The sequence below is a fragment of the Dapis hubbardiae BLCC-M172 genome (genome assembly GCF_050016015.1).
Taxonomy (GTDB): Bacteria; Cyanobacteriota; Cyanobacteriia; order Cyanobacteriales; family Microcoleaceae; genus Trichodesmium.
In genome coordinates this window covers 32,999-54,115 of the sequence record NZ_JBNHEQ010000101.1, presented here as the reverse complement: position 1 = coordinate 54,115, position 21,117 = coordinate 32,999, and the positions used below count along the sequence as shown (strand labels likewise).

General features: G+C 35.2%; 14 protein-coding genes and 1 pseudogene. 7 read left to right on the top strand and 8 right to left on the bottom strand.

Annotated elements, in window-relative coordinates; all coding sequences use genetic code 11:
• Positions 1-682 precede the first annotated feature (682 nt).
• Positions 683-2,947 carry a putative bifunctional diguanylate cyclase/phosphodiesterase gene (locus ACP6PK_RS09820; protein ID WP_426559443.1) on the top strand — a complete coding sequence of 755 codons (2,265 nt, stop codon included), beginning with the start codon at positions 683-685 and terminating at the stop codon, positions 2,945-2,947.
• A 748-nt stretch (positions 2,948-3,695) separates the two neighbouring features.
• Here the strand turns inward: ACP6PK_RS09820 and ACP6PK_RS09815 are convergent.
• Positions 3,696-3,842, bottom strand: a complete 147-nt coding sequence (locus tag ACP6PK_RS09815; protein WP_426559442.1) for a hypothetical protein — start codon at positions 3,840-3,842, stop codon at positions 3,696-3,698.
• A gap of 12 nt (positions 3,843-3,854) precedes the next feature.
• Here ACP6PK_RS09815 and ACP6PK_RS09810 point away from each other — a divergent pair, with 12 nt between their 5' ends.
• Positions 3,855-5,684 (top strand): putative bifunctional diguanylate cyclase/phosphodiesterase, encoded by a 1,830-nt coding sequence (locus tag ACP6PK_RS09810; protein ID WP_426559441.1) that lies wholly within the window; start codon positions 3,855-3,857, stop codon positions 5,682-5,684.
• A gap of 966 nt (positions 5,685-6,650) precedes the next feature.
• Here the strand turns inward: ACP6PK_RS09810 and ACP6PK_RS09805 are convergent.
• The 3 genes from ACP6PK_RS09805 to ACP6PK_RS09795 form a co-directional block, all read right to left on the bottom strand.
• Positions 6,651-7,106, bottom strand: a complete 456-nt coding sequence (locus tag ACP6PK_RS09805; protein ID WP_426559440.1) for a chemotaxis protein CheW — start codon at positions 7,104-7,106, stop codon at positions 6,651-6,653.
• 1,353 nt (positions 7,107-8,459) lie between these two features.
• Complete coding sequence (locus tag ACP6PK_RS09800) at positions 8,460-10,859, bottom strand: chemotaxis protein CheW (protein WP_426559439.1); 2,400 nt, start codon at positions 10,857-10,859, stop codon at positions 8,460-8,462.
• A gap of 88 nt (positions 10,860-10,947) precedes the next feature.
• Entirely contained in the window at positions 10,948-11,100 is a 153-nt protein-coding gene (locus ACP6PK_RS09795; RefSeq protein ID WP_426559438.1) for a hypothetical protein, read from the bottom strand.
• A gap of 444 nt (positions 11,101-11,544) precedes the next feature.
• Here ACP6PK_RS09795 and ACP6PK_RS09790 point away from each other — a divergent pair, with 444 nt between their 5' ends.
• Positions 11,545-11,910, top strand: coding sequence for a response regulator (locus ACP6PK_RS09790; protein WP_426559437.1), 366 nt, complete (start codon positions 11,545-11,547; stop codon positions 11,908-11,910).
• 7 nt (positions 11,911-11,917) lie between these two features.
• Entirely contained in the window at positions 11,918-12,511 is a 594-nt protein-coding gene (locus ACP6PK_RS09785) for a chemotaxis protein CheC (RefSeq protein WP_426559436.1), read from the top strand.
• 141 nt (positions 12,512-12,652) lie between these two features.
• Here the strand turns inward: ACP6PK_RS09785 and ACP6PK_RS09780 are convergent, their stop codons facing one another.
• The 3 genes from ACP6PK_RS09780 to ACP6PK_RS09770 form a co-directional block, all read right to left on the bottom strand.
• Positions 12,653-13,870 (bottom strand): sensor histidine kinase, encoded by a 1,218-nt coding sequence (locus ACP6PK_RS09780; protein ID WP_426559435.1) that lies wholly within the window; start codon positions 13,868-13,870, stop codon positions 12,653-12,655.
• 869 nt (positions 13,871-14,739) lie between these two features.
• The gene (locus ACP6PK_RS09775) at positions 14,740-15,174 is read right to left on the bottom strand and encodes a response regulator (protein WP_426559434.1); all 435 of its coding nucleotides are present in this window, start codon (positions 15,172-15,174) and stop codon (positions 14,740-14,742) included.
• Positions 15,175-15,228: 54 nt separating this feature from the next.
• A complete protein-coding gene (locus ACP6PK_RS09770) occupies positions 15,229-16,365 on the bottom strand; it encodes a PAS domain-containing sensor histidine kinase (protein WP_426559433.1) in 1,137 nt (378 codons plus the stop codon).
• Between the two features lie 648 nt (positions 16,366-17,013).
• Between ACP6PK_RS09770 and ACP6PK_RS09765 the strand changes: the two are divergent.
• Positions 17,014-17,148 (top strand): annotated as a pseudogene (locus ACP6PK_RS09765) (IS701-like element ISPlag1 family transposase); the annotation flags it as partial.
• Between the two features lie 725 nt (positions 17,149-17,873).
• On the opposite strand, the gene ACP6PK_RS09760 reads toward ACP6PK_RS09765, so the two are convergent.
• Positions 17,874-19,232: a helix-turn-helix domain-containing protein gene (locus ACP6PK_RS09760; RefSeq protein ID WP_426559432.1), complete on the bottom strand. Its 1,359-nt coding sequence runs from the start codon at positions 19,230-19,232 to the stop codon at positions 17,874-17,876.
• 283 nt (positions 19,233-19,515) lie between these two features.
• Here ACP6PK_RS09760 and ACP6PK_RS09755 point away from each other — a divergent pair, with 283 nt between their 5' ends.
• Positions 19,516-19,743 carry a hypothetical protein gene (locus ACP6PK_RS09755; RefSeq protein ID WP_426559431.1) on the top strand — a complete coding sequence of 76 codons (228 nt, stop codon included), beginning with the start codon at positions 19,516-19,518 and terminating at the stop codon, positions 19,741-19,743.
• A 97-nt stretch (positions 19,744-19,840) separates the two neighbouring features.
• A complete protein-coding gene (locus ACP6PK_RS09750; RefSeq protein WP_426559430.1) occupies positions 19,841-20,986 on the top strand; it encodes a hypothetical protein in 1,146 nt (381 codons plus the stop codon).
• The last annotated feature ends 131 nt before the right edge of the window (positions 20,987-21,117 follow it).

The following is a 21,117-nucleotide window of genomic DNA, read 5'->3' as shown; positions in this document are numbered from 1 at the left end:
TCCTATTTAACTTGTACTATTAGGAGTTAGGAATCAGAATTTCCAAGGTTTTAAGTTAAAATTTATTATAAAAATTATCACAACTAATTTAGGATTACTATAATTTTATTAGATGAAAAAGTTAACCAGGTACACAAAATAAATTATAAGCATTCAGCTATTTCATTAATGGATAATGGATAATTGATAATTGATAATTACCTCTCCCTTTTAGGGAGAGGATTGACACTAATCAGGAAAAGATTTATTTTTTTCCCCTTGAAAGGGGAGGCTTTAAACCTGAATTATCTAATTATTTAATTGTTTAATTATTAATTATTTCGGTAATACCAATTCTCAAAAAGTTTTCTACATTTGGTTAAGCAGGGGAGTAGGGGAGTGTAGGGACGTTGCATGCAACGTCCGTACGGGAGAAGTAAAGATAAGAATAATTAACATTAACAAGTGCTAAAATTAGCAAAAAGATTAAAATATTGGTGTTAACTACTTAATAACTGAACTGTTAGCTAAGTATAGCATTAATGCATGGTAATTGGTACAGCGCTTTTCAAGTTGATGAACCACATCTTCACAAGCAAAACCTAGTAGGGACTAACCATGATTAGTCCCTACTGTAGTCTACTGAAATGAAAACTGCTGTATAATTGCTTAAAACCACTTAAAATAGAGCGATAAAAAAATTATGAATATTACTAATAAACTGAGAAGTATAATAGCTATTCTTTTAGCATTTGCTATTTTTGATGTAGGATTAATCTATCAAAAAATAAATGAGATGATAGACGATGAAAGAATTATTAATATTGCCGGAATGGTGAGAGGTGGAGGTCAAAGACTGGTCAAAAAAGAGATGATGGGAAGTGGCACAAATAAAGCAATAATTGTTGAAGTTGAGGAGAATATTCAAGGTTTAATTCATGGTAGCTCAACTTTAAACATTCCTAAAGCAAAAGATCGGATGTTCATAAATGATATGAAAGCAGGGGAGCAGAGTTGGATAAAATTAAAGTCAGCTATCGAGATATTTAGACAAGATTCTCAACAGAAAGATATCCTCATAGAAGCTAGTGAAAACTTCTGGAAGGCAGCCGATAAAGCAACATTTACATCTCAAAAATTGGCAGAATCTAAAGTAAAAAGTCTTCAACTTCTTCAGGGATTACTTTTTGGAGTTAACCTGCTTATTTTGGGGGTTATTTCTTTTCAAAGCTATCAAATATCATTGAATATTCAGGCTCGTGAACAAGCAGAGAAAGCAAAGGAAATATCAGAAGCACGGTTAAGAGGTATTGTGGATAATGCTGAGGATGCCATTGTTTCTATTGATAAGAATCATCGCATTATTCTCTTTAACCACGGAGCAGAAAAAATATTTGGTTATGACGTTCAAGAAGTCTTAGGAAAACCCTTGAATATACTACTACCTCAGCGTTTCGCTCAGGTTCATACAGGCCACATAGAAGAGTTTCGTCACTCAGAGGTGCAGGCAAAGGCAATGGCTCAACGTCCGAAGGTTTTGGGTTGTCGCAAAAATGGAAGTGAGTTTCCTGCTGAAGTCTCTATTGCTAAATTGAAGTTAAACGATGAAATTATCTTTACTGCTATTCTTCATGATGTGACTGAGCGTCTTCGCATGGAAGAAAAGTTAGAACACGATGCTTCTCATGATTTACTAACGAATCTTGCTAACCGAGAAATGTTTATTAATGGCTTAGAGCGAGCTATTAGCCAGACTAAGCGCGATCAAGAATATTTATTTGCTCTACTTTTCCTTGATCTCGATAATTTCAAAAATATTAATGATAGTTTAGGACATTTAGCTGGTGATGAACTGCTAATAACTTTTGCCCATCGTTTGCAAATTCTGTTGCGTGCTGGGGATACTTTAGCTCGTTTGGGAGGAGATGAATTTACGATCCTTTTAGAACCGATCAAGGATATTGAAGACGCGCTCAAGGTGGCCGAGAGAATCCACGAACAATTATTGGCTCCTTTTATTCTGAATAATCAGGAAGTTTTTATCAATACCAGTATTGGTATCACCTTCAGCAAAGATAAGTACAACACACCAGAAGAAATTCTCCGGGATGCAGATACGGCCATGTATCGTGCTAAAAAATTGGGCAAAGGGAGTTGTATGATTTTTGATGAACAAATGCACTACCGAGCAGTTAACCGCTTGCAATTAGAAACTGAATTAAGAAAGGCTCTAGAACGTCAAGAATTTAGGCTTTACTATCAGCCAATTTTCTCATTAACTACTAATAATATTTTGGGTTTTGAAGCTTTAATTCGTTGGCAACATCCCCAAAAAGGGTTCATTTCTCCTAGTAAGTTTATTCCTCTAGCGGAAGAGACTGGGTTGATTATTCCTATAGGTTTATGGGTACTAGAAGAAGCTTGCCGTCAACTATCTATTTGGCATCAAAAATTCCCTCATCAAAATTTCCTTACTGCTAGTGTAAATATCTCTAGCAGACAGATTAGAGACTCAACTATAATAGAAGAAATTGACATAATTATCAGGCAAACTAATATACCTGCTCAAAGTTTGAAGTTAGAGTTAACTGAAAGCATACTAATGGAAAATATTACTATAGCAACTAACTTTCTCAAACAGCTTAGACTAAGAAATATTGATGTTTGTTTGGATGACTTCGGCACAGGTTATTCATCTTTGAGTTACTTACATCTGTTTCCTGTTAATGTCTTAAAAATTGACCAATCTTTTGTTAGTCAGATTCAACCAAATGATGAGAAAATAGCTATTATTCGTTCTATCATTAATTTGGCTGACGATTTGGATATAGATATTATTGCTGAAGGGATTGAAACCCAGTATCAATTAGAAAAACTTCAGGAGTTAGGATGCGAAAAAGGACAAGGATATTTGTTCTCAAAACCATTAGAAGCTCAAGCATTAGAAAGTTTATTAATTAGAAATTAGTCTTTAATAGACTTCTTGCATACGTCAGGGAATAGGGAATAGGGAATAGGGAGATGGAATTTTTTATTTCATATCAAATCTGGTAGTATCGGTAGAATTCAAGACCGTAGGAGTTTGGTCTCCAAACCTTCCACAAACTAGGAGTTTTCACTCTTTTCTGATGGTAGAATTATATCCCTTCCGTTGCCCAGCGGATTTGATATCATATCTTGAATTGATTTAATTAAAACTTTTGCAAGAGGTCTATTATAGAACCCAAATGGGTTCTTTTCTTGAAATACAAAGGTTTCAGGAAAGCCGTTTTCAGGAGCATAACAACTATAAGGGTTCAGGAAACCGAAAAATTATCAAAAATGACTATTCACCAATGCCGCAATTTAATACTCTATAACTTGTTATCTGTCAATAGCCATAATTACTTAAGCATTTCTACTTGTCTAAAATTTATCGTTTTGAGATTATCCACCTTGACCAAAAATGTAAATATTCTGGATGATATTAACGTAAATACTTGCTTGTAGCTTTATTCAAGACAGAATCTTTTACTTTTAAACACAACATTGGCACAATACCTTATGTACAAACTATGATACCAAATGCCTAAAATAACGCAAGTGCGTGAAATATTTTGTCATAATTTGGGGAAAATCGGAACTTGTTTGATTAAAATAAATAATTTTAATGACTGACGTGATAAGTTAAATTTATATTTTTCCCTTCTTGTCTAATTTTTAGTTTGAAACTACTTTTAGATGATTGGCGATCGCCTGACTGACAAAAAAGAGAAAATTAAAGATACCTTCAGGGGTTCTATAAATTTAGGAATTTCATACCGTGTTTCAGCAACACCAAAAATATTAATTCCTATTATTTTAATCTGATTATTTATATTCATTAATTATTAATTATGTCTAACCAACTCCAGCTATCACCTAGAACCTTAAATATCTTATTAATTGAGGATAATCCAGGAGATGTTTTCCTGATTCTCGAAATGTTAAGATTAGCCAATACGACGCAATTTAACACAACCCAGGTTGAGCGATTAGAAAAAGCAATTACACAACTTCAGCAAAATGAGTTTGATGTAATTTTACTGGATTTGAATTTACCCGACAGTAAAGGAATTGAAACAGTTATCTCAATTAACGAACAAGCTCCATATACTCCTATTGTCGTACTAACAGTAACCAATAGCCAAGAATTAGGGGTTGAAACAGTTCGGGAAAAAGCACAAGACTTCCTAATCAAAGAACAGGTTAGCACTGCTTTCTTAGTTCGGTCAATTTACTATGCCATTGAACGAAAACATTCAGAGAGTGAAATTTTATTACAAAAACACCATTTAGAACAGCGTATTGCTATACAAACTCAAGAACTAAACCAACTTCAACAAGAACTTCAGCACATAATCTATCAACGTCAAAACATTGAAGAAGAATTACTTTACAATGCTTCCCATGACTCTTTGACAAATTTACAAAATCGTGCTTGGTTTCTCGAACGACTATCCCATGTATTAGAAATTGCTAAACGAGATGCAACTTATTTCTTTTCCATATTGCTGATTGATATTAATAGATTTCAGGTCTTAAATACCAGTTTAGGTTATCCGACTGGAGACCAAATACTTAGAGAATTCGCTAATCTATTACAAACTATAATCAGAAGTGAAGATTCTGTCGCCCGTTGTGGAGGAGATGAATTCGCTATCTTAGTAGAAAATAGTCAATCTTGTGGGGAAGGAATTCGTCTTGCTCAACGTATTCAAGAAGGATTAAAATCTCCTTTTAAGTTCGATCAACAAGAAGTAATTATCTCAGTTAGTATTGGCATTGTTTGTGATTGTAATGTTTATGAAAATGGTGAAAATATTTTACGGGATGCTCATTTAGCAATGAAAGAAGCTAAAGAAAGTAGTCAAGTTGATTATGCTATTTTCAACCAAGATATGCACAGTTTAACTCTAAAGATATTAGAGTTGGAACAGGATTTACAACAAGCCTTAAAACGTCAAGAATTTATCTTGTATTATCAGCCAATTATATCTTTAACCAGCCAAAATCTTGTTGGGTTTGAAACATTACTTCGTTGGCAACATACTAAAAAAGGTTTCATCCCTCCAGGGGAGTTTATTCCAATAGCTGAAGAAACAGGATTAATTGTTGAAATTGATGATTGGGTATTCAGAAATGCTTGTCTGCAATTAAAAGCTTGGCAGGAAAATTTTCCCCAAGCAAGGAATATTTTCCTCAGTGTTAATTTATCTGCTAGACAACTCAATAATTCAAGTTTGACGAATAAAATTCAGCAGATTTTGACAGAAACACAAGTAAGTGGGGAAAATATCAAGTTAGAAATTACAGAAACTACTTTGATGGAAAATGCGGTTAAAGCAGTTGATATTTTATCTGAGTTACAACAACTGAATATTAAGTTAAGTATGGATGACTTTGGCACAGGGTATTCTTCTTTGAGTTATTTACAAAAGTTTCCTCTAAATAGTTTAAAAATTGACCGTTATTTTGTGAATCAAATGGATAACTCTCAGGAAGATTTAGAAATTGTTGGTACTATTATTGCCCTAGCACATACATTAGAAATGGAAGTAATTGCTGAAGGAATAGAGACTGCTGCACAATTAGATATTCTTCAATCTCTTGGTTGTGAATATGGACAAGGATATTTTTTATCTTATCCTTTAAAAGTAGAAGATGCGACTGCTTATTTTGAGTAATATAGAATACGGCAGCATTGGTAAAGGGTAAGGAAGAAGGTAGAAGGTAGAAGGAGGAAGGTTTTATACCAATTACCAGGCATTAATGCTATACTTAGGCAACACTTCAGTTATTAAGTAAATAACACAGACTGAACATCTTTTTGTTAATTTAAGCCAAGTTAATGTTAGTTATTCTTATTTGACTTCTCCCTTACTCCTCTACTTAATAAAATGTAGAAAAGTTTTTGATGGTATTAGTTATCTAGGAGAGAAGGCTTAAAAGCGGGAAAAACTTAAATTTCCTGTAGATATTCACACTTATGTTTACACAAACCATACTAGCGGACATGATATAATATTTTTTTTAGTAAAACACTTATAATAAGGTTCGTAGTTTTGCTCTAGCCCTAATACCAATTACCAGGCATTAATGCTATACTTAGGTGACACTTCAATGAGTTAATTATCCATTATCCATTATCTATTATTCATTAATGAAAAGTATGTCATTGCGACTGGAACGGAGTGGAAGGTTTGCGGAGCATTCCCGAACGGATAGCAATCTCAGGGTAAACATTTCATTACATAGTGAGGTTTATTTGTCCTACTGGATTGACACATTTAAAATGCTGCCCTGCGACGGATTGCTGAATCTCTTTCATAGTCTGAGTTGAAGCCGTCTAACGCACCCTACTGGACCGACACAGCTAAGACTGTACATTAGGGAGTAGGGGAATGGGGGAGTAAGGGAGTAGGGGAGCAAAATTTTTGTTGGGTTTCGGTTCCTCAACCAAACCTACATCTATTGCACCATTTAACGTGTGTCAGTCCACTACAATTTTGCTTCCTTTTAGGGAGAGGTAATTATCAATTATTCATTATCAATTATCAATTATTCAACCTTCTTCCATTCTGACTCCTGACTCCTGACTCCTGACTTCTCGCTCTTTATTTATAACTATTCAAGCAGAAACTATATTACTTCTAAGCAACACTCATATCAACAACTTTTTCCACATCAAGAATTAGTAAAAGTTGTTTTTCTAACTTATAAGCACCTCGAATTAATTCCCGTACTTTTCCTCTCAATGTTTCCGGTGGCGGTTCAAAATTATCTTGAGATACATCAATCACATCTCCTACTTCATCCACTAATAAACTAATTGTTTCATCTTCAAAACGTACCACCACATTAAGAGGTAATTTTTCCATTTTATTATCAATTAAATTCAATCTCCTGCGCAAATCAATTGCAGTTACAATTTGACTCCGAAGATTAATTAATCCAGCAACTTCTGGTGAGGATAAAGGCACATGAGTTATCTTTTGATAACGAATAATTTCTTGCACTTTTTCTACTTCTATGCCAAAGAATAGTTTCTCTAGATAAAAAGTACAAAATTGATTTTCTTGGGTCGCTTTTATAGTTGGATTTTCCATTTTTTATTCTATAAAACTAAAAGGAAGAAGGAAGAAGGAAGAAGGAAAGAGGAAGAAGGAAGAAGGAAGCAAAATTGTAGTGGAGTGTTTCACCTAAAATAGTGCATTAGATTTTTTTGTATAACTGACACCCTATCCCCCCATCTCCCCATCTCCCCATCTCCCCATCTCCCCACCCCCCCCATTTTCTATTGCAACATTTAAGATGAAACAATGCAGTAGGGTGCGTTAGACGGCTTAAATTAATACTATGAAAGGGATTTAGCAATCCGTCGCAGGGCACCATTTTAGATGTAGGTTGGGTTGAGGGACGAAACCCAACAACAATCTTTCTCCCCTACTCCTGTACGGACGTCCCATGCAACGTCCCTACTACTCCACTAATGCACTATTTTAGCTGAAACAGTCTAGTAGACCGACACATCTAAAATTGTCCGTTACATCATTGGGGGGCGGGTTTATCTAACTTTAGGTGAAAGTTCGTTAATTTAACGGGGAAACCCGCCCCTACTATTGCACCATTTAAGATGAAACAGTCCAGTAGGGTGCGTTTCACTACGCGACATGAAAAGACGGCTTAAATTAATACTATGAAAGGGATTTAGCAATCCGTCGCAGGGCACCATTTAAGATGAAACAGTCTAGTAGGGTGCGTTTTGCTGCGCAACATGAAAAGCGGGATAATTTAATCATGGCGTAGTCAAGTTAATATTCTTCTCACATAACGCGCCGATACAAGGGGATATCTGTGCGTTACGGCGGTATACAGGGGTTAAATGATTATTTTGGCAGATTATAACCCGCCTAACACACCCTACGACTTATAGAACTCCTGAAGGGATCTATTTAAAAACAGAGGAGGGAGATGGGGAGATGGGGAGATGGGGAGATGGGGAGATGGGATGTATTATATAGAATCCGGGTAATTAGTTATCGTATTGCGGAGGAGTCAGTCCTCGTAGGGGCGTTTTCCTGACGGAATGCTCCGCAAACATGTCGCGCAGCGAAACGGCCGTTAGCTTCGCATAACTATCGTTAACGCCCGTACAGGAGTTAGGAGAAATATTGGATTTGAACTATTAAATTATATAATTCCTATTCAATAGAAAACTTGTCTTAATGAAGAAGTAGTTTTGCAATTACTGTATAACCGGATTTTATATTAGATATCTCCCACTCATCCAATCATCAAATCATCAAATCAATTATTACCCATTTTTTATCAATTACTTTTCCCTCCAACCTATTTTCTGGAGATACGCTTAGGGCTTCTATAGATAAGATAAGGCTACTAAGAATTCTGCCTTCCTTCCATCCCTTCTTCCTTCTTGCTTCTACTTTCTTGCTTCTTCCTTAAACCGAAACGGTAACTTGCTTTTCTGACAACTTAGTTTTAAAATTCGATAAAAATTTTAAATTAGCCATCTTAATTACTTCCTCCACATCCAAAATTTCTGTCACCCTTTCCTGAATAACTGCCGCATAATCAATTCCCTTTTCAGTAGCAGCACCTTTAATCTTAATTTCTTGCTCCACAATATCCAAAATTTGTTCCACTACAAACCCTACTAAATTATCCTCATCCATCGCTACAACCACCACTTGAATAGTTGATAATTCAGAAAAATTTTCCCTTTGAGAAGATAATTCATTTCTACCAAGAAGCTCCGATAAATAAATTAAAGGTAAGATTTGTTCCCGATATTGAATCACCTTTTGATTACCAATACGTTCCACAGAAGTAATAGGAAATTCCTCTAAACGAGCAACCCTAGACCTAGTAATAGCCATCCGTCGATTATCAGGTCCCGAAAATAACAATAACATCTCCAATTCATTAGCAGTTTCTTGAGATTCTGCTTGTGTAGCTGTTATCTGAGAATCTGTTTCTTCAGAAATTACATGAACAGTTTCAGCTAATCCCTGAACATCTAAAATTAATGCTACCCTTCCATCTCCCATAATAGTTGCTCCAGCAAAACAAGAAATTCCTTTAAGCTGTTTTCCTAGAGGTTTAACCACAATTTCTTGAGTATCATTAATAGCATCAACCACTAAACCAAAAGACTGATTTGCAGCTTGTAGAACAACAATATTTAGAATATCCAGATTGTGATTTTGCCCCTTGAGATTTGAACCCTCTAACCAGGGAGTCGCCAGAGGATAACGGTAGGCCAGGTTTGCTTCTAATTGTAATGCGTCCCTTAAATATATCAGAGGCAAAAGATGGCCCCGCAAACGATGAACAGGGGCACCATGAACCATTTCTACCCCTTTTTTCGCATCCTCCCCTTCCAGACGGACTAACTCTAATAAACTGACTTGAGGTAGAGCATAGCGATCGCCATTAGTAGTAATAATTAAGGTAGGGATAATAGCTAGAGTCAGGGGAATTTTTAATTTAAAAGTAGTTCCCCGATTAACTTGACTAGAAATATCAATAGTGCCACTAATTTTTTCAATGTTGGTTCGGACAACATCCATCCCCACTCCACGTCCTGAAACATTAGTAACTTGTTGAGCAGTAGAAAACCCTGGAATAAAAATCAGATTTAATGCCTCATTTGGAGTTAAACGGGATGCTTGTTCATTAGTAATAATATGACGTTGAAGAGCTTTAGCTTTAATCTTCTCTACATCAATTCCTGCCCCATCATCCCCAACCTCTACATTCACATAACCACTTTCATGGAAAGCTCTTAACCAAAGTCTACCGATGGGAGGTTTACCTTTAGCAGTTCTAATATCTGAGAGTTCAATACCATGATCCACACAGTTACGGACTAAATGAGTTAGGGGAGCTGAAATAGCTTCAATTAAAGTTTTGTCCAGTTCAGTTTCTTCCCCTTCCATTTCTAAATTTATTTCTTTGTCCAATGACACAGATAAATCTCGCACCACTCTAGGAAATTTACTCCAAATCGTGCGAATTGGCTGCATTCGGGTTTTCATTACCCCTTCTTGCAATTCTGTAGTTACTAAGTCTAAACGTTGGGAAGTATCAGCAAAAACAGTATCAGTCTGTTGATTAGTAAATTCTAAGATTTGGTTGCGACATAAAACCAACTCTCCCACCAAATTCATTAATTTATTCAGCAGTTGTACATCTACTCGAATATAACTATCTGAAATATTTGAAGTTGCAGAAATAGTAGATATATCTTCCCATAAATCTCCTGATGAGGGAGACATCGAAGAAGTCTCTGGAATATTAGATAATTGTTCCGTTTCCCCAGGGAGTAATTGTTCCGAAACAGTTTGTTGAGTATCGCCGATCATTGACTTTTGAGGCGAATTTTCTGCTTGTTCCAACTGAGACGAAGAGTTTTCAGGAGGAGAAGAAACCTCTGTTTGGGTTTTTTCAGTCTGTTTTGATGAGATGGTACTTGACAAACTCTCTTTTAGAGAGTCATAATTATTATCCCCCTCTTCTCCCGTTTCTTCCAGACAGGAGAGAATTTGTTTAATCGCATCAATTACCTGAAGTAAAATACTCGTAATCTGAGGAGTCAAAATAATTAGACCTTCTTCCAAACAGGTCAATAAATTTTCCCCCGCATGAGCTACAGATTGAAGAATATCCAAACCCAAAAATCCACTATTTCCTTTGAGGGTATGAAGCGAGCGATAAATACGTTGCATCAATTCAGGATTTGTCGGGTGTTGTTCTAGTTCGACTAAATCACTCTCTAACTGATTGAGAGTTTCATAGCTGTCAACTAGGAACGCTTTAACATCTTCATCTATTTCCATGTCGTTTGAGTGAATAGCAGCATCAACTTTTTTGTATTATAGAAGTCATTTGGTATCTTTGTCCGCGATTAAATTTTTGAGTTACGAGTCAGCAATGGAATAGAGGCAATACACCGAAAAGATTGAAAAATCCTCTACCAGAAATATTGTCATTTTCTGAAGCTTCCATAAATGCTTGTTTTTCCCTCATCAAATTTTTCCATCTCTCCCTCCTGAATGGAAAATCACTAACCCAGTTCATTTTCTGAAGCTCCGAGAAAAATCTCAAGAATATTGTTGGTTGCATCCTCACGATTTTTGTGATAAGATAAAACTTAAATGGGGTTACTCGTCTATATGCATGATTTTTTATTCAACTAAATTTCCTTGCTCACAGACAATCAAATATTCAGAAATATTTTCATCTTGTTAAGCTCTGATAGGGATTGCTGATTAAATATCAAAGGATTGACAAATAAAGGTTTGAGAAATTTTCAGCCCGGAAAAAGTACCAGCTTTTCAGTTAATAGAGGGAAAAAGTGAGCATTATGGGGTAAATATGGCAGAAAAATCACTCTTGGTATTATGAACGACCAACTTCTCTATAACTCCTATTTATCCTGTAGGGGCGATTCGCTATTAACTCTGAGGAACACCATCCATGAGGTATAATCCAAATTTGGTAATTAGGTAGCAAATCGAATTTATGGCCTTAATTTTAATTACAGATGATGCAGCATTTGCCCGTCGAATGGTCAAAAAAGCTCTCAAAGAAGACAACCATGAAATGCTAGAAGCTGGTAATGGTAATGAATGCTTAGAAATGGTTGCTACTCATTCCCCTGATTGTATTCTCCTAGATTTGTTAATGCCAGAACTTGATGGTTTTGGGGTACTAAAAAAACTTCAAGAGCAAGGCTCTAACATTCCTGTTATTGTATTATCAGCAGATATTCAAGATGCTGCCCGCACTCAATGTGAAGAGTTAGGAGCCTTTACCATGTTACAAAAACCTCCAAAACCTCCTGAAATTAAAGAAGCAATTTCTCAAGCACTCCAAGCAAAAGGTTGAAATTAAAGTGGTAAGTCTGACAGATGAACAACTTGATATCCTGACTGAGTTAATTAATGTTGGTATTGGCCAAGCGGCCAAAATGCTCAACGAAATGATAGAATTTCGTATTCGCTTACAAGTACCTTTGTTAGAGGTACTATCAGGGGTTGAACTACAGGAGATATTGAGCCAACGTTTAGGTATCGAGCCATTATCTTCAGTACAATTGGATTTTAGTGGGTCTTTTGCTGGTACGGCACAGTTAGTTTTTCCCACAGAAAGTGCAGCTAGTCTAGTTTCTGTCCTCACTGGAGAAGAAGTTGAAAGTCCCGACTTAGATACCCTCAAAATTGGGACATTGACTGAAGTGGGGAATATTGTGATTAATGGCGTGATGGGGTCAATGAGTAATATGTTAGACCAGCCAATGCACTATGCTGTTCCTACTTATACAGAGGAAGATATTGAACACCTCGTACCCATGCGAGAACCTGAGAACTCTGTCCTTTTAGCCCAGGCAAGATTTGATGTTGAGGAGTTACAACTAAAAGGCGATATTATTCTGTTCTTTAAAGTGGGTTCTTTTCAGGATTTACTCACTGTCATCGAAAATTTTTAATCAAGATAAAAAGGGAATAGGGGGAAATAATGGATAATTAATAATGGATAATTGATAATGGATTTTATTATTTGGAGATCTCTACTGTAATAATTCAACTTTATTTCTAAATTATGAATCCTAAATTAAGCCATTCAATTCTCAATTCTCAATTGCCAATGTTTGAGAAGAATTAGGAATAGTAAAATAGAAAGTTGAACCTTTTCCAACTTCTGAATTTGCCCAAATTTTCCCACCATGACGTTTAATAATTCGCTGCACAGTTGCCAACCCAATTCCTGTGCCTTCAAATTCATTTTTACTATGTAACCTCTCAAAGGGAATAAACAGTTTATCTGCATCTTTCATATCAAAACCCACTCCATTATCAGCAACAAAATAAACCAACTGTTTTTGAGATATTTCCTCACCTCGATTATTTTCTAATTCTTGTGAGTCAGGATTAAAAAAACTTCCCACTTCAATTATTACTTTTTCTTGTTTTTGGCTATACTTTACAGCATTATTTAATAGATTTTCTAAAGCAATATACACAAGATTTTCATCTGCCACTGCGATGATATTAGATTCAACAATAGCTTCTACCTTTTGGTTAGGATATTTCATCTCTAATTGCTGAATAATTTGATTAGCTAATACACTTAAATCAACATCACTCAAGTAAGTCTTTTGTTTTTCAACATGAGAAAATAACATTAAATCCTGAATCAGTTGATTCATTCTATCGCAAGACCGATTCATAATATCAAACCATTGTCGGTCTTGAGTATCAAACTGCTCTTTATATTTTTCTACCCAAAGAAAGAGAACTCCTTTAAAATTGCTGAGAGGATTGCGTAAATCATGGGAAACAGTATAACTAAACGCTTTTAATTCTTTATTAACCGCCTCTAATTCCTCTGTTTTTTTTTTCAGTTCTTGGTTAGTTTTCTCTAATTGTTCTGTGCGTTTTTTCAGTTCTTTTTGGATGATTTTTCTCTCAATTCCATAGCGAATTGATTGAGTTAAAATCTCAGTTGTAACTTGTCCTTTAATCAGATAATCCTGCGCTCCTTTTCTCACAGCTTCCATAGCTAGTTTTTCATCGTTCATTCCTGTTAAAATCACAATAGGAATATTGGCAGCTTTTTGTTGAATATTTAAAAGAGTTTCTAATCCTTGACTATCTGGTAAAAGTAAATCTAATAAAATTACATCACAAGTTGCATTTTCTAGATGAGATATAGCTTTTGCTAAATAATCAAAATGACTTACCTGAAACTTACTAATTTGAGATTCTTTCAAAATTTGTTGCAGGAAAAAAGCATCTCCTAAATTATCTTCTACAAGAAGAATAGAAACTAACTGCTGGTTCATCATTTCTTCTATCTAGCTTTTCTCTATTATTTATCATACATCTTTAGTCATTTATAGGCAAGAGAAACTTAAATAGAAGCTTAAGCAGATATACCTACATCTTTGAATATATTTCTAGCAGAAATAGGCAAAAGATTAGCTAATCTCTTTTGGGAGTAACTTAGAATTTTTGCTCAGTCTTTCAATTTTACTTCCTCTTTCAAAAAGAATAAATTAATAGCTGATTACTACATTAGATATCAAGAATGATTTAAGTGCATCAGCAAAATTAATTACACATTCTATTAACTCTCTGTTCCCCGTTCCCTATTCCCTGTTCCCTTTCCCAAGGCAGATATACCTACATCTTTGAATATATTTCTAGCAGAAATAGGCAAAAGATTAGCTAATCTCTTTTGGGAGTAACTTAGAATTTTTGCTCAGTCTTTCAATTTTACTTCCTCTTTCAAAAAGAATAAATTAATAGCTGATTACTACATTAGATATCAGGAATGATTTAAGTGCATAAGCAAAATTAATTACACATTCTATTAACTCTCTGTTCCCTGTTCCCTATTCCCTGTTCCCTTTCCCAAGTAGGAAATCTATTTTGCACAACTACTTATGATATATTTAAGAACAATTAAGACAATTCAAAATCCTTTTATCTTCTGGCTCCTGACTCCTAACTCCTGACTTCTAACTTACCGAAAAATAAAGGTATAAAGCCTCTCACTCACCGTGGAGAAACAAAAAAAATTTCCTTTTATTCAATCCTATCCGTTTTTAGGGAGAGGTAATTATCAATTATCAATTATCAATTATCAATTATCAATTATTGAACGCTATTTGCATAGCATTCCGTAGGAAATGCTGACAAAATAGTTAGAAATTCAAGGAAGTTGCACAAATCTAAACCAAAACTCTTTTAAAGACTGTATCACTGCCATAAATTCTGGCAAATCAACTGGTTTAGTCAGATAACAACTAGCATGGAGAGAGTAACTTTCAATAATATCTTTTTCCGATTTGGAAGAGGTTAAGACAACGATAGGAATAGTTTTTAATTCCTTATCCTGTTTAATTTCTTTCAAGACATCAAAGCCATGTTTTTTAGGAAGGTTTAAATCTAGTAGAATTAGATGGGGTCGGACAGAATTTTTATAATTTTCTTGTTTATGGAGAAACTTCATTATTTCTTCTCCATCTGATACCTGATATAGTTTATAAGGCGAACCATTTTGATTGAGAGCTTCTTTAATAATAAAAACATCTCCAGGATTATCTTCTGCTAAGAGAATATTAATTTCCTTATTTTTTTCGTTCATTATTTTTACTACAAAATTAGGTATTATATTTCTAATATAGGCTAGGATAAACATCTATTCTGGCATAGCTCGAGGAAGAGTAAAATAGAATGTTGAACCTTTTCCTAATTCTGACTCCAACCAAATTTTCCCTTGATGACGTTGAGTTATTTTCTGACATATTGCTAATCCAATGCCAGTTCCTGGATATTCTTGTCTGGTATGTAACCGTTGAAAAATCAGAAAAATTCGCTCAAAATACTGTTGAGAAATACCAATACCATTATCCTTAATCGAGAATAACCAATAGTCATCCTCTGAACGAATGCTTATTTCAATATTTGGTGGCTCTTCGCTACGATACTTAATGGCATTATTGAGGATATTTTGAAATAGTTGAATTAATTGGGACTTATCCGCCATAACAGTAGGTAAGGGTTCTCGGCAAATATTGGTATTAGTTTCTTCCATCAACAACTGAAGATTACTTAACGCCGTATCCAAAACCTCTTCACAATCAGTTGGCTCAAAAGATTGGCCAAGTCTACCCACCCTTGAGTATACCAGTAAATCGTGGATTAGAGACTGCATTCGCATAGCTCCATCTACGGCAAAATCAATAATTTGATTAGCATCTGCATCTAATTTATCTTTGTAACGTTGGCCTAACATTTGAGTAAAACTGGTAACCATCCGTAAAGGTTCTTGTAAATCATGGGAAGCAAGGTAAGCAAAATTTTCTAATTCAGCATTAGAACGTTCTAATTCTTGTTGTATTGATTGGCGTTTTTTTAGTTCTTCTTGATAAATGTGGATACGATCTGTTAAATCAGTAATATCCTGAATAGACATTAAAGCATAGTAACCATTACCATCGTCAGTAGGAATAGCATTAACGGTAGTTTGTTGAATCCTTGTTTGTTCATTGGGAAGAAAACAAGGAATTAAAGGAGGGTGTAATTGAGGGGAAAAAATAGCAGGAAATCCCCCAGAAAAAACTTGGTAGAAACGACTTTGATATTTAGGTTCTTTGAGGTGAGGAAAAAAGTCTAAAAGATTTTTACCAATAATGTCATCCCTAGAAATTTTTGTCCAATTTTCTAGACAACGATTCCAAAATAGGACAACAAAATCTTGTCGTAGTAGGCATAAACCAACAGGAACATGATCGACTAAATTAAATTGGGTTGTTGCTTTGAGAATTTGGGTCATTTCAATTATTAGTTAGCCTCCTGCGGAGGAACTACGTTAACAGTTATCAGTTATCATTACCTCCAACTGGAGCTAGAGGTTTGAAATACTGAAATTTATTTTTTAGTTATTTTCTCTTTTCAATATTACTTGTTTATGATTAAACTTTTAGCTCTGCTTGGCTATTGTCTGAGAAAGTGGTATAATTACTATCCTGGTAATTATGTGTTTTCCTATGTTTCCAGAATTTGATTTAGTGAGACATTTTATAATAGAAATCCTGGATAAAACATTTAAAAATAATTATGGGGTTTTCACTAATCTGCACAACAATCAGATAATATTGTAGCTAAAAATCCTAATTTTGTAGCAGAAGCAACAGTAAATCAAACACATATAGAAATTATTAAACCTGTATTTAAGAAAAATTGCTAATTTTTTGACTCTAGAAATTACTGTAAATGAAGAATTTATAGTTTTTCCTAGCAACAAAATTTAGAAGGTTACAAATGTTATGCTTGAAACTCTGGAAATGCTAAAATTTGGATTATTATAATTTATTTTGTACATATAAATAATAATAATCCAAAATATTGCTGCTCGCGATCGCTCATCAAAAAAAATCCTAATTATAAGATAATTAAATTACCACTAATTTTTCCTAAAAACATGGACTTTAATTATATTAATTATTGTCAATATTTACTCAATTCTCACACCAACTATACTTTAACTAATTTAGCTAACCACCTAGAAAAAATTAGCCATGATCAAATTAATCGTTATTTACAGCGGTTTTCATATGAATAAACCACAATGTTCAAACCAACCCACGGCATCATCTTCAGTTAACGCAGCAAAATGGCTTTGTTGCATGAAAGTATATATCTGCCTTACTTGCTTGTGCATATGTACTTCATAACGCGCGTAAACTGCTGTAACTATTGGACAATAGATGAATCAAACATCAATATGAGACAAAAAAAGGCTGAAACCTTTCCAGGTAAAAGTTTTGAGATTTAATTAGCAGAGCAATAACTATTGGACAATAGATGAATAGAACATCAATAATCGCGAAATAGAGCAATATAGCTGCCGCGCTTGCTCCGCGTTTGATATGCGAACCAAAGCGGAATGGATGTTCTATCGCTACCGATCGCTATTTTTATGTAACAAAGCCCAGCAAAATTGTAGGGTGCGTTTTGCTGTCGCATAACTCCGTTTTGCTAGCGCAAAGCTCCGCTTTTTCCTGACGGAATGCTCCGCAAACATGTCGCGAAGCGTTAACGGAGTTGTGCGGAACGCTAAACGGCTGTCGCCGACATGAAAAACGCTGCGCGACATGAAAAGACAGCTTAAACTCAGACGATGAAAGGGATTTAGCAATCCGTCGCAGGGCACCATTTTAGCTGTGTCAATCCAGTAGTGGACCGACACAGCTAAAAGCTAAAAGTGTGCAATAATAGATTTTCAAGTTCCGTTGTTGCGCTGCAGCGCGATTCAGTTGCGTAAGTCCTGAATTAGGTCATTCAAAGCTGATTAATATACTCTTTTAATAGGGGATTAATGAACAAAATCGTCTCTTGATTTTTCGGTTTTAATTCGAGTAAAATTCGTCTTTTCAGAGAGTCTATCACCATTAATAAATCAGGGATAGAAACAGATTGTTTATCTAAGAGTTTTGTTAAATAAATGGGATTACTTTCTTGAGCTATCAAAAATATTAATTCTTTCTCACTTTGGGTAAGACGTTGAAATTTTTTATCGAATATATTCTTGAGAGATTCAGTTAAAATTAAAGGATTCATAGCTAAAAATTGAGTGAAACTACCCCTGAAAAACTCTTGAATCATTACGGCAATTATCTGTAACCATTCAGGATTGCCTTGATAATTTTCTATTAAAATGTCCCACTTGTCCACATCTAACAGTTGATAATCTTTGAGAATTTCTTTAGCAGAATTGCCTAAACTGGATAAAGTTAAGGAACGGATGAAGGGGTTAGTCTTAGTTAATACAGCGATTTCGGAAGAGGTTTCTTGACTATTTAAGAGGAGAATACTTTGATGATTTTTTTGACCAACTTTTTCCAAGAATAAATGATAATCTTCATAACCATTTTTATACCTTCCGGCAAGGTGTTCGGGTTTAAAGATTTGATACCAATCATCAAGGATAACTAAACAACGATATTGACGAAAATAGTTAAGAATACAAGAGATTTTATCTTCTGTATCTTCTGGAATTTTTGCTGATTTTGGGAAGATTTGTAGGAGTTTAGTTAAGAGTTTATCTAAGGGAGGAGAAAAATATAAACTTCGATAGATGATATAGTCAAAATGGTGTTTAATTTGTTGGATTAGTTGGATAGATAAAGCAGTTTTTCCACTTCCTTTGAGTCCTAATAGAGTAATGAGACGACAGCGATCGCCTACTATCCATTTTTCTAGGGTATTCAGTTCCTCAATTCTGCCATAAAAGCGCAAAATTTCTGGGGCAGTTCCTAAGTCTAGATAGGGTTGAGTTGGGATTATTTCGGGGGGTGAGTTAGCTTCTTTAGAGTTAGGGTGATCGGTGCAGATATGAAGGTTATTAAGTGCTAGAAAATCCCCCTCTGATGAAATATTAGAAAATTGAATATTCTCTAAAATTCCCCTTGCTGTTGGTTTATGAATATCCACTCCCAAAACCTCAGATAAAAGTTTCCATAATTCCGATCCCTTATCCCCAATATGACCTTCAGTTAAATAGGATTCATGGGCAATATCTGAATAAGTTTTACCCTCTAAACTCCCTTTGATAATCGTCTTCTGGATATGGCTGAGGTTTTCACCAGTTTTGCTAAGAACTAGGTCATCTAGGAGTTGTAGAACTGTTGCAAATGACATAGGGAAGAGTATGGGTTAAGTTTATCACTATTTTAGCCTAATTTTCCGAATTTGCCGAACTGTTATTGTTAAGTTTTTATACTTTAAGTCCTGAACTTTCCGATGGACGAGGGTTAGGGAGTTAGGGGAAAATTGAGATGTAGAAACAAAAGGCACAAAGCTAAATGTCTTTAATCTAAAGCTTATTTATTGAGAGGCTATTATGACTCAAGTAACACATGAATCCAACTTAGTAGGTGAGGCGTTGAGCACTTCTGTTGGGTGCTACACTTGTAGGGTATTGATGGCTGGACCGGCAGAAAATGGAGTAATTTATATTATGCTCAAAGATATTAAGTCTGATACTCCAAAGTTTTCGTGGTGGTTCTGTGCTAATCGAAATATCCAAAAAGAAATGCTTTCTGTTGCACTAACAGCAATCACAGCAAGTCTACCAGTACACGTTGATATCGCTGACACAAAGGAATATAGTCAGATCTATAGAATGTACCTCAAAACTCCCGAGGGATGAAGAGAATACCGAGGCTGTTGTTTATGGGGTCTGAGGATGTTGACAAAACTTGACAACAGCGATTTTCAAATTTTAAGCATTTTCAGGAGAAAGTCAAATGGTAATGGTAACTTTCCATGGATGTGATTCTATCCAATATAACTCAGACTTCTTGACTGAAGAAATAATTAACGGATGGTTAAGCTTAGATGTGTCTGAAATCTTAGAACCGTTCCAGCAATCTGAAGCAAATGTTCCAGCAGATCGGGGAAGTGAAGAAATAGACCTTTTTTCCTTACCTATCATAGCAGTAATGAATAGTCGTGATTTTAAAGAGAAAAATGTTCAGGCATTTTACGATGAAGACATAACACGATCTGCAGTTCAACAAGCGATAGAGATGGCACAACAAGATGAAGACCTCGAAAAACTTTATCAAAAAGGAGGGAGAAGTTGGCAGGAAGTTGAGGATAAAGTCTTGAGTGAGCTCCGTAAAGAGCTACAGACAAAAGAGATTAATGAAAATGTTTACAAAGCTAATAGTGAGTTCTTGCAGCGAATCGAATATTCTACAAACCAAGAAGGCTTGTTTGAATGTCGCATTGATGGAGAATTGTTTGTCAGAGCTAATTCTTTAACTTCTGAAGGGAAAACTGTTGAAATTGTCACTCAAATAGCTTGTGTAATTATAGATATTGCTTTTATTATCATGTCTATTGTTGGAGTTGGAAATGCAGCTGGGGTGCAGCCAGCCAAGACAATTGCTAAAGTTGCCGAAGCAATTACGAACAAGGCGATTAAAATTTTTAAGGGAATTTTTAAGGAAATAGGTGCTAAGTTTGTGGTTTTAATCGACAAAATTAAACGGCTAATTGGAACAGCTACATCTGAAGGCTCACGGCTATGGAATGCAGTTAAAGAATCAGCCAGAGAAATTTATGCAGTAATCTGTTCTCTTATAAAAGCAGTGAAGGCAAGTGAGTCTTTATACGCGTTTACAAAATTAATGTTGAAAACTTTTAAGATACTGATCTGGGATCAAAACCCTTTCTTGCTGTTAATCTATGTAGTCCAAGCGTTAGCGACAATCATTGCAGATGTTCTCACTGATGGAGCAGCATTAGTGATCCAAGTTATTCAATTAGTAAACTCATTGATGTTCTTTATCATAGATGTAGTTAAGCTAGTCTTGCTACTCTTGCCTAATGTTGCTGCTCGTCCTAGTATTCCAGCTATTTTAAGTCTTGTTTTAACTGAAGTTTAGGAATCCTCAATTTCAGTGCTATCGCCGATCTGGTAGGGTGCGTTAACGGAGTGTAACGCACCCTACTGAACTTTCCTTGAGATATTGTTCAAACTTAGCTTGCGTCTACTCAACAGAAGATACTGATAACT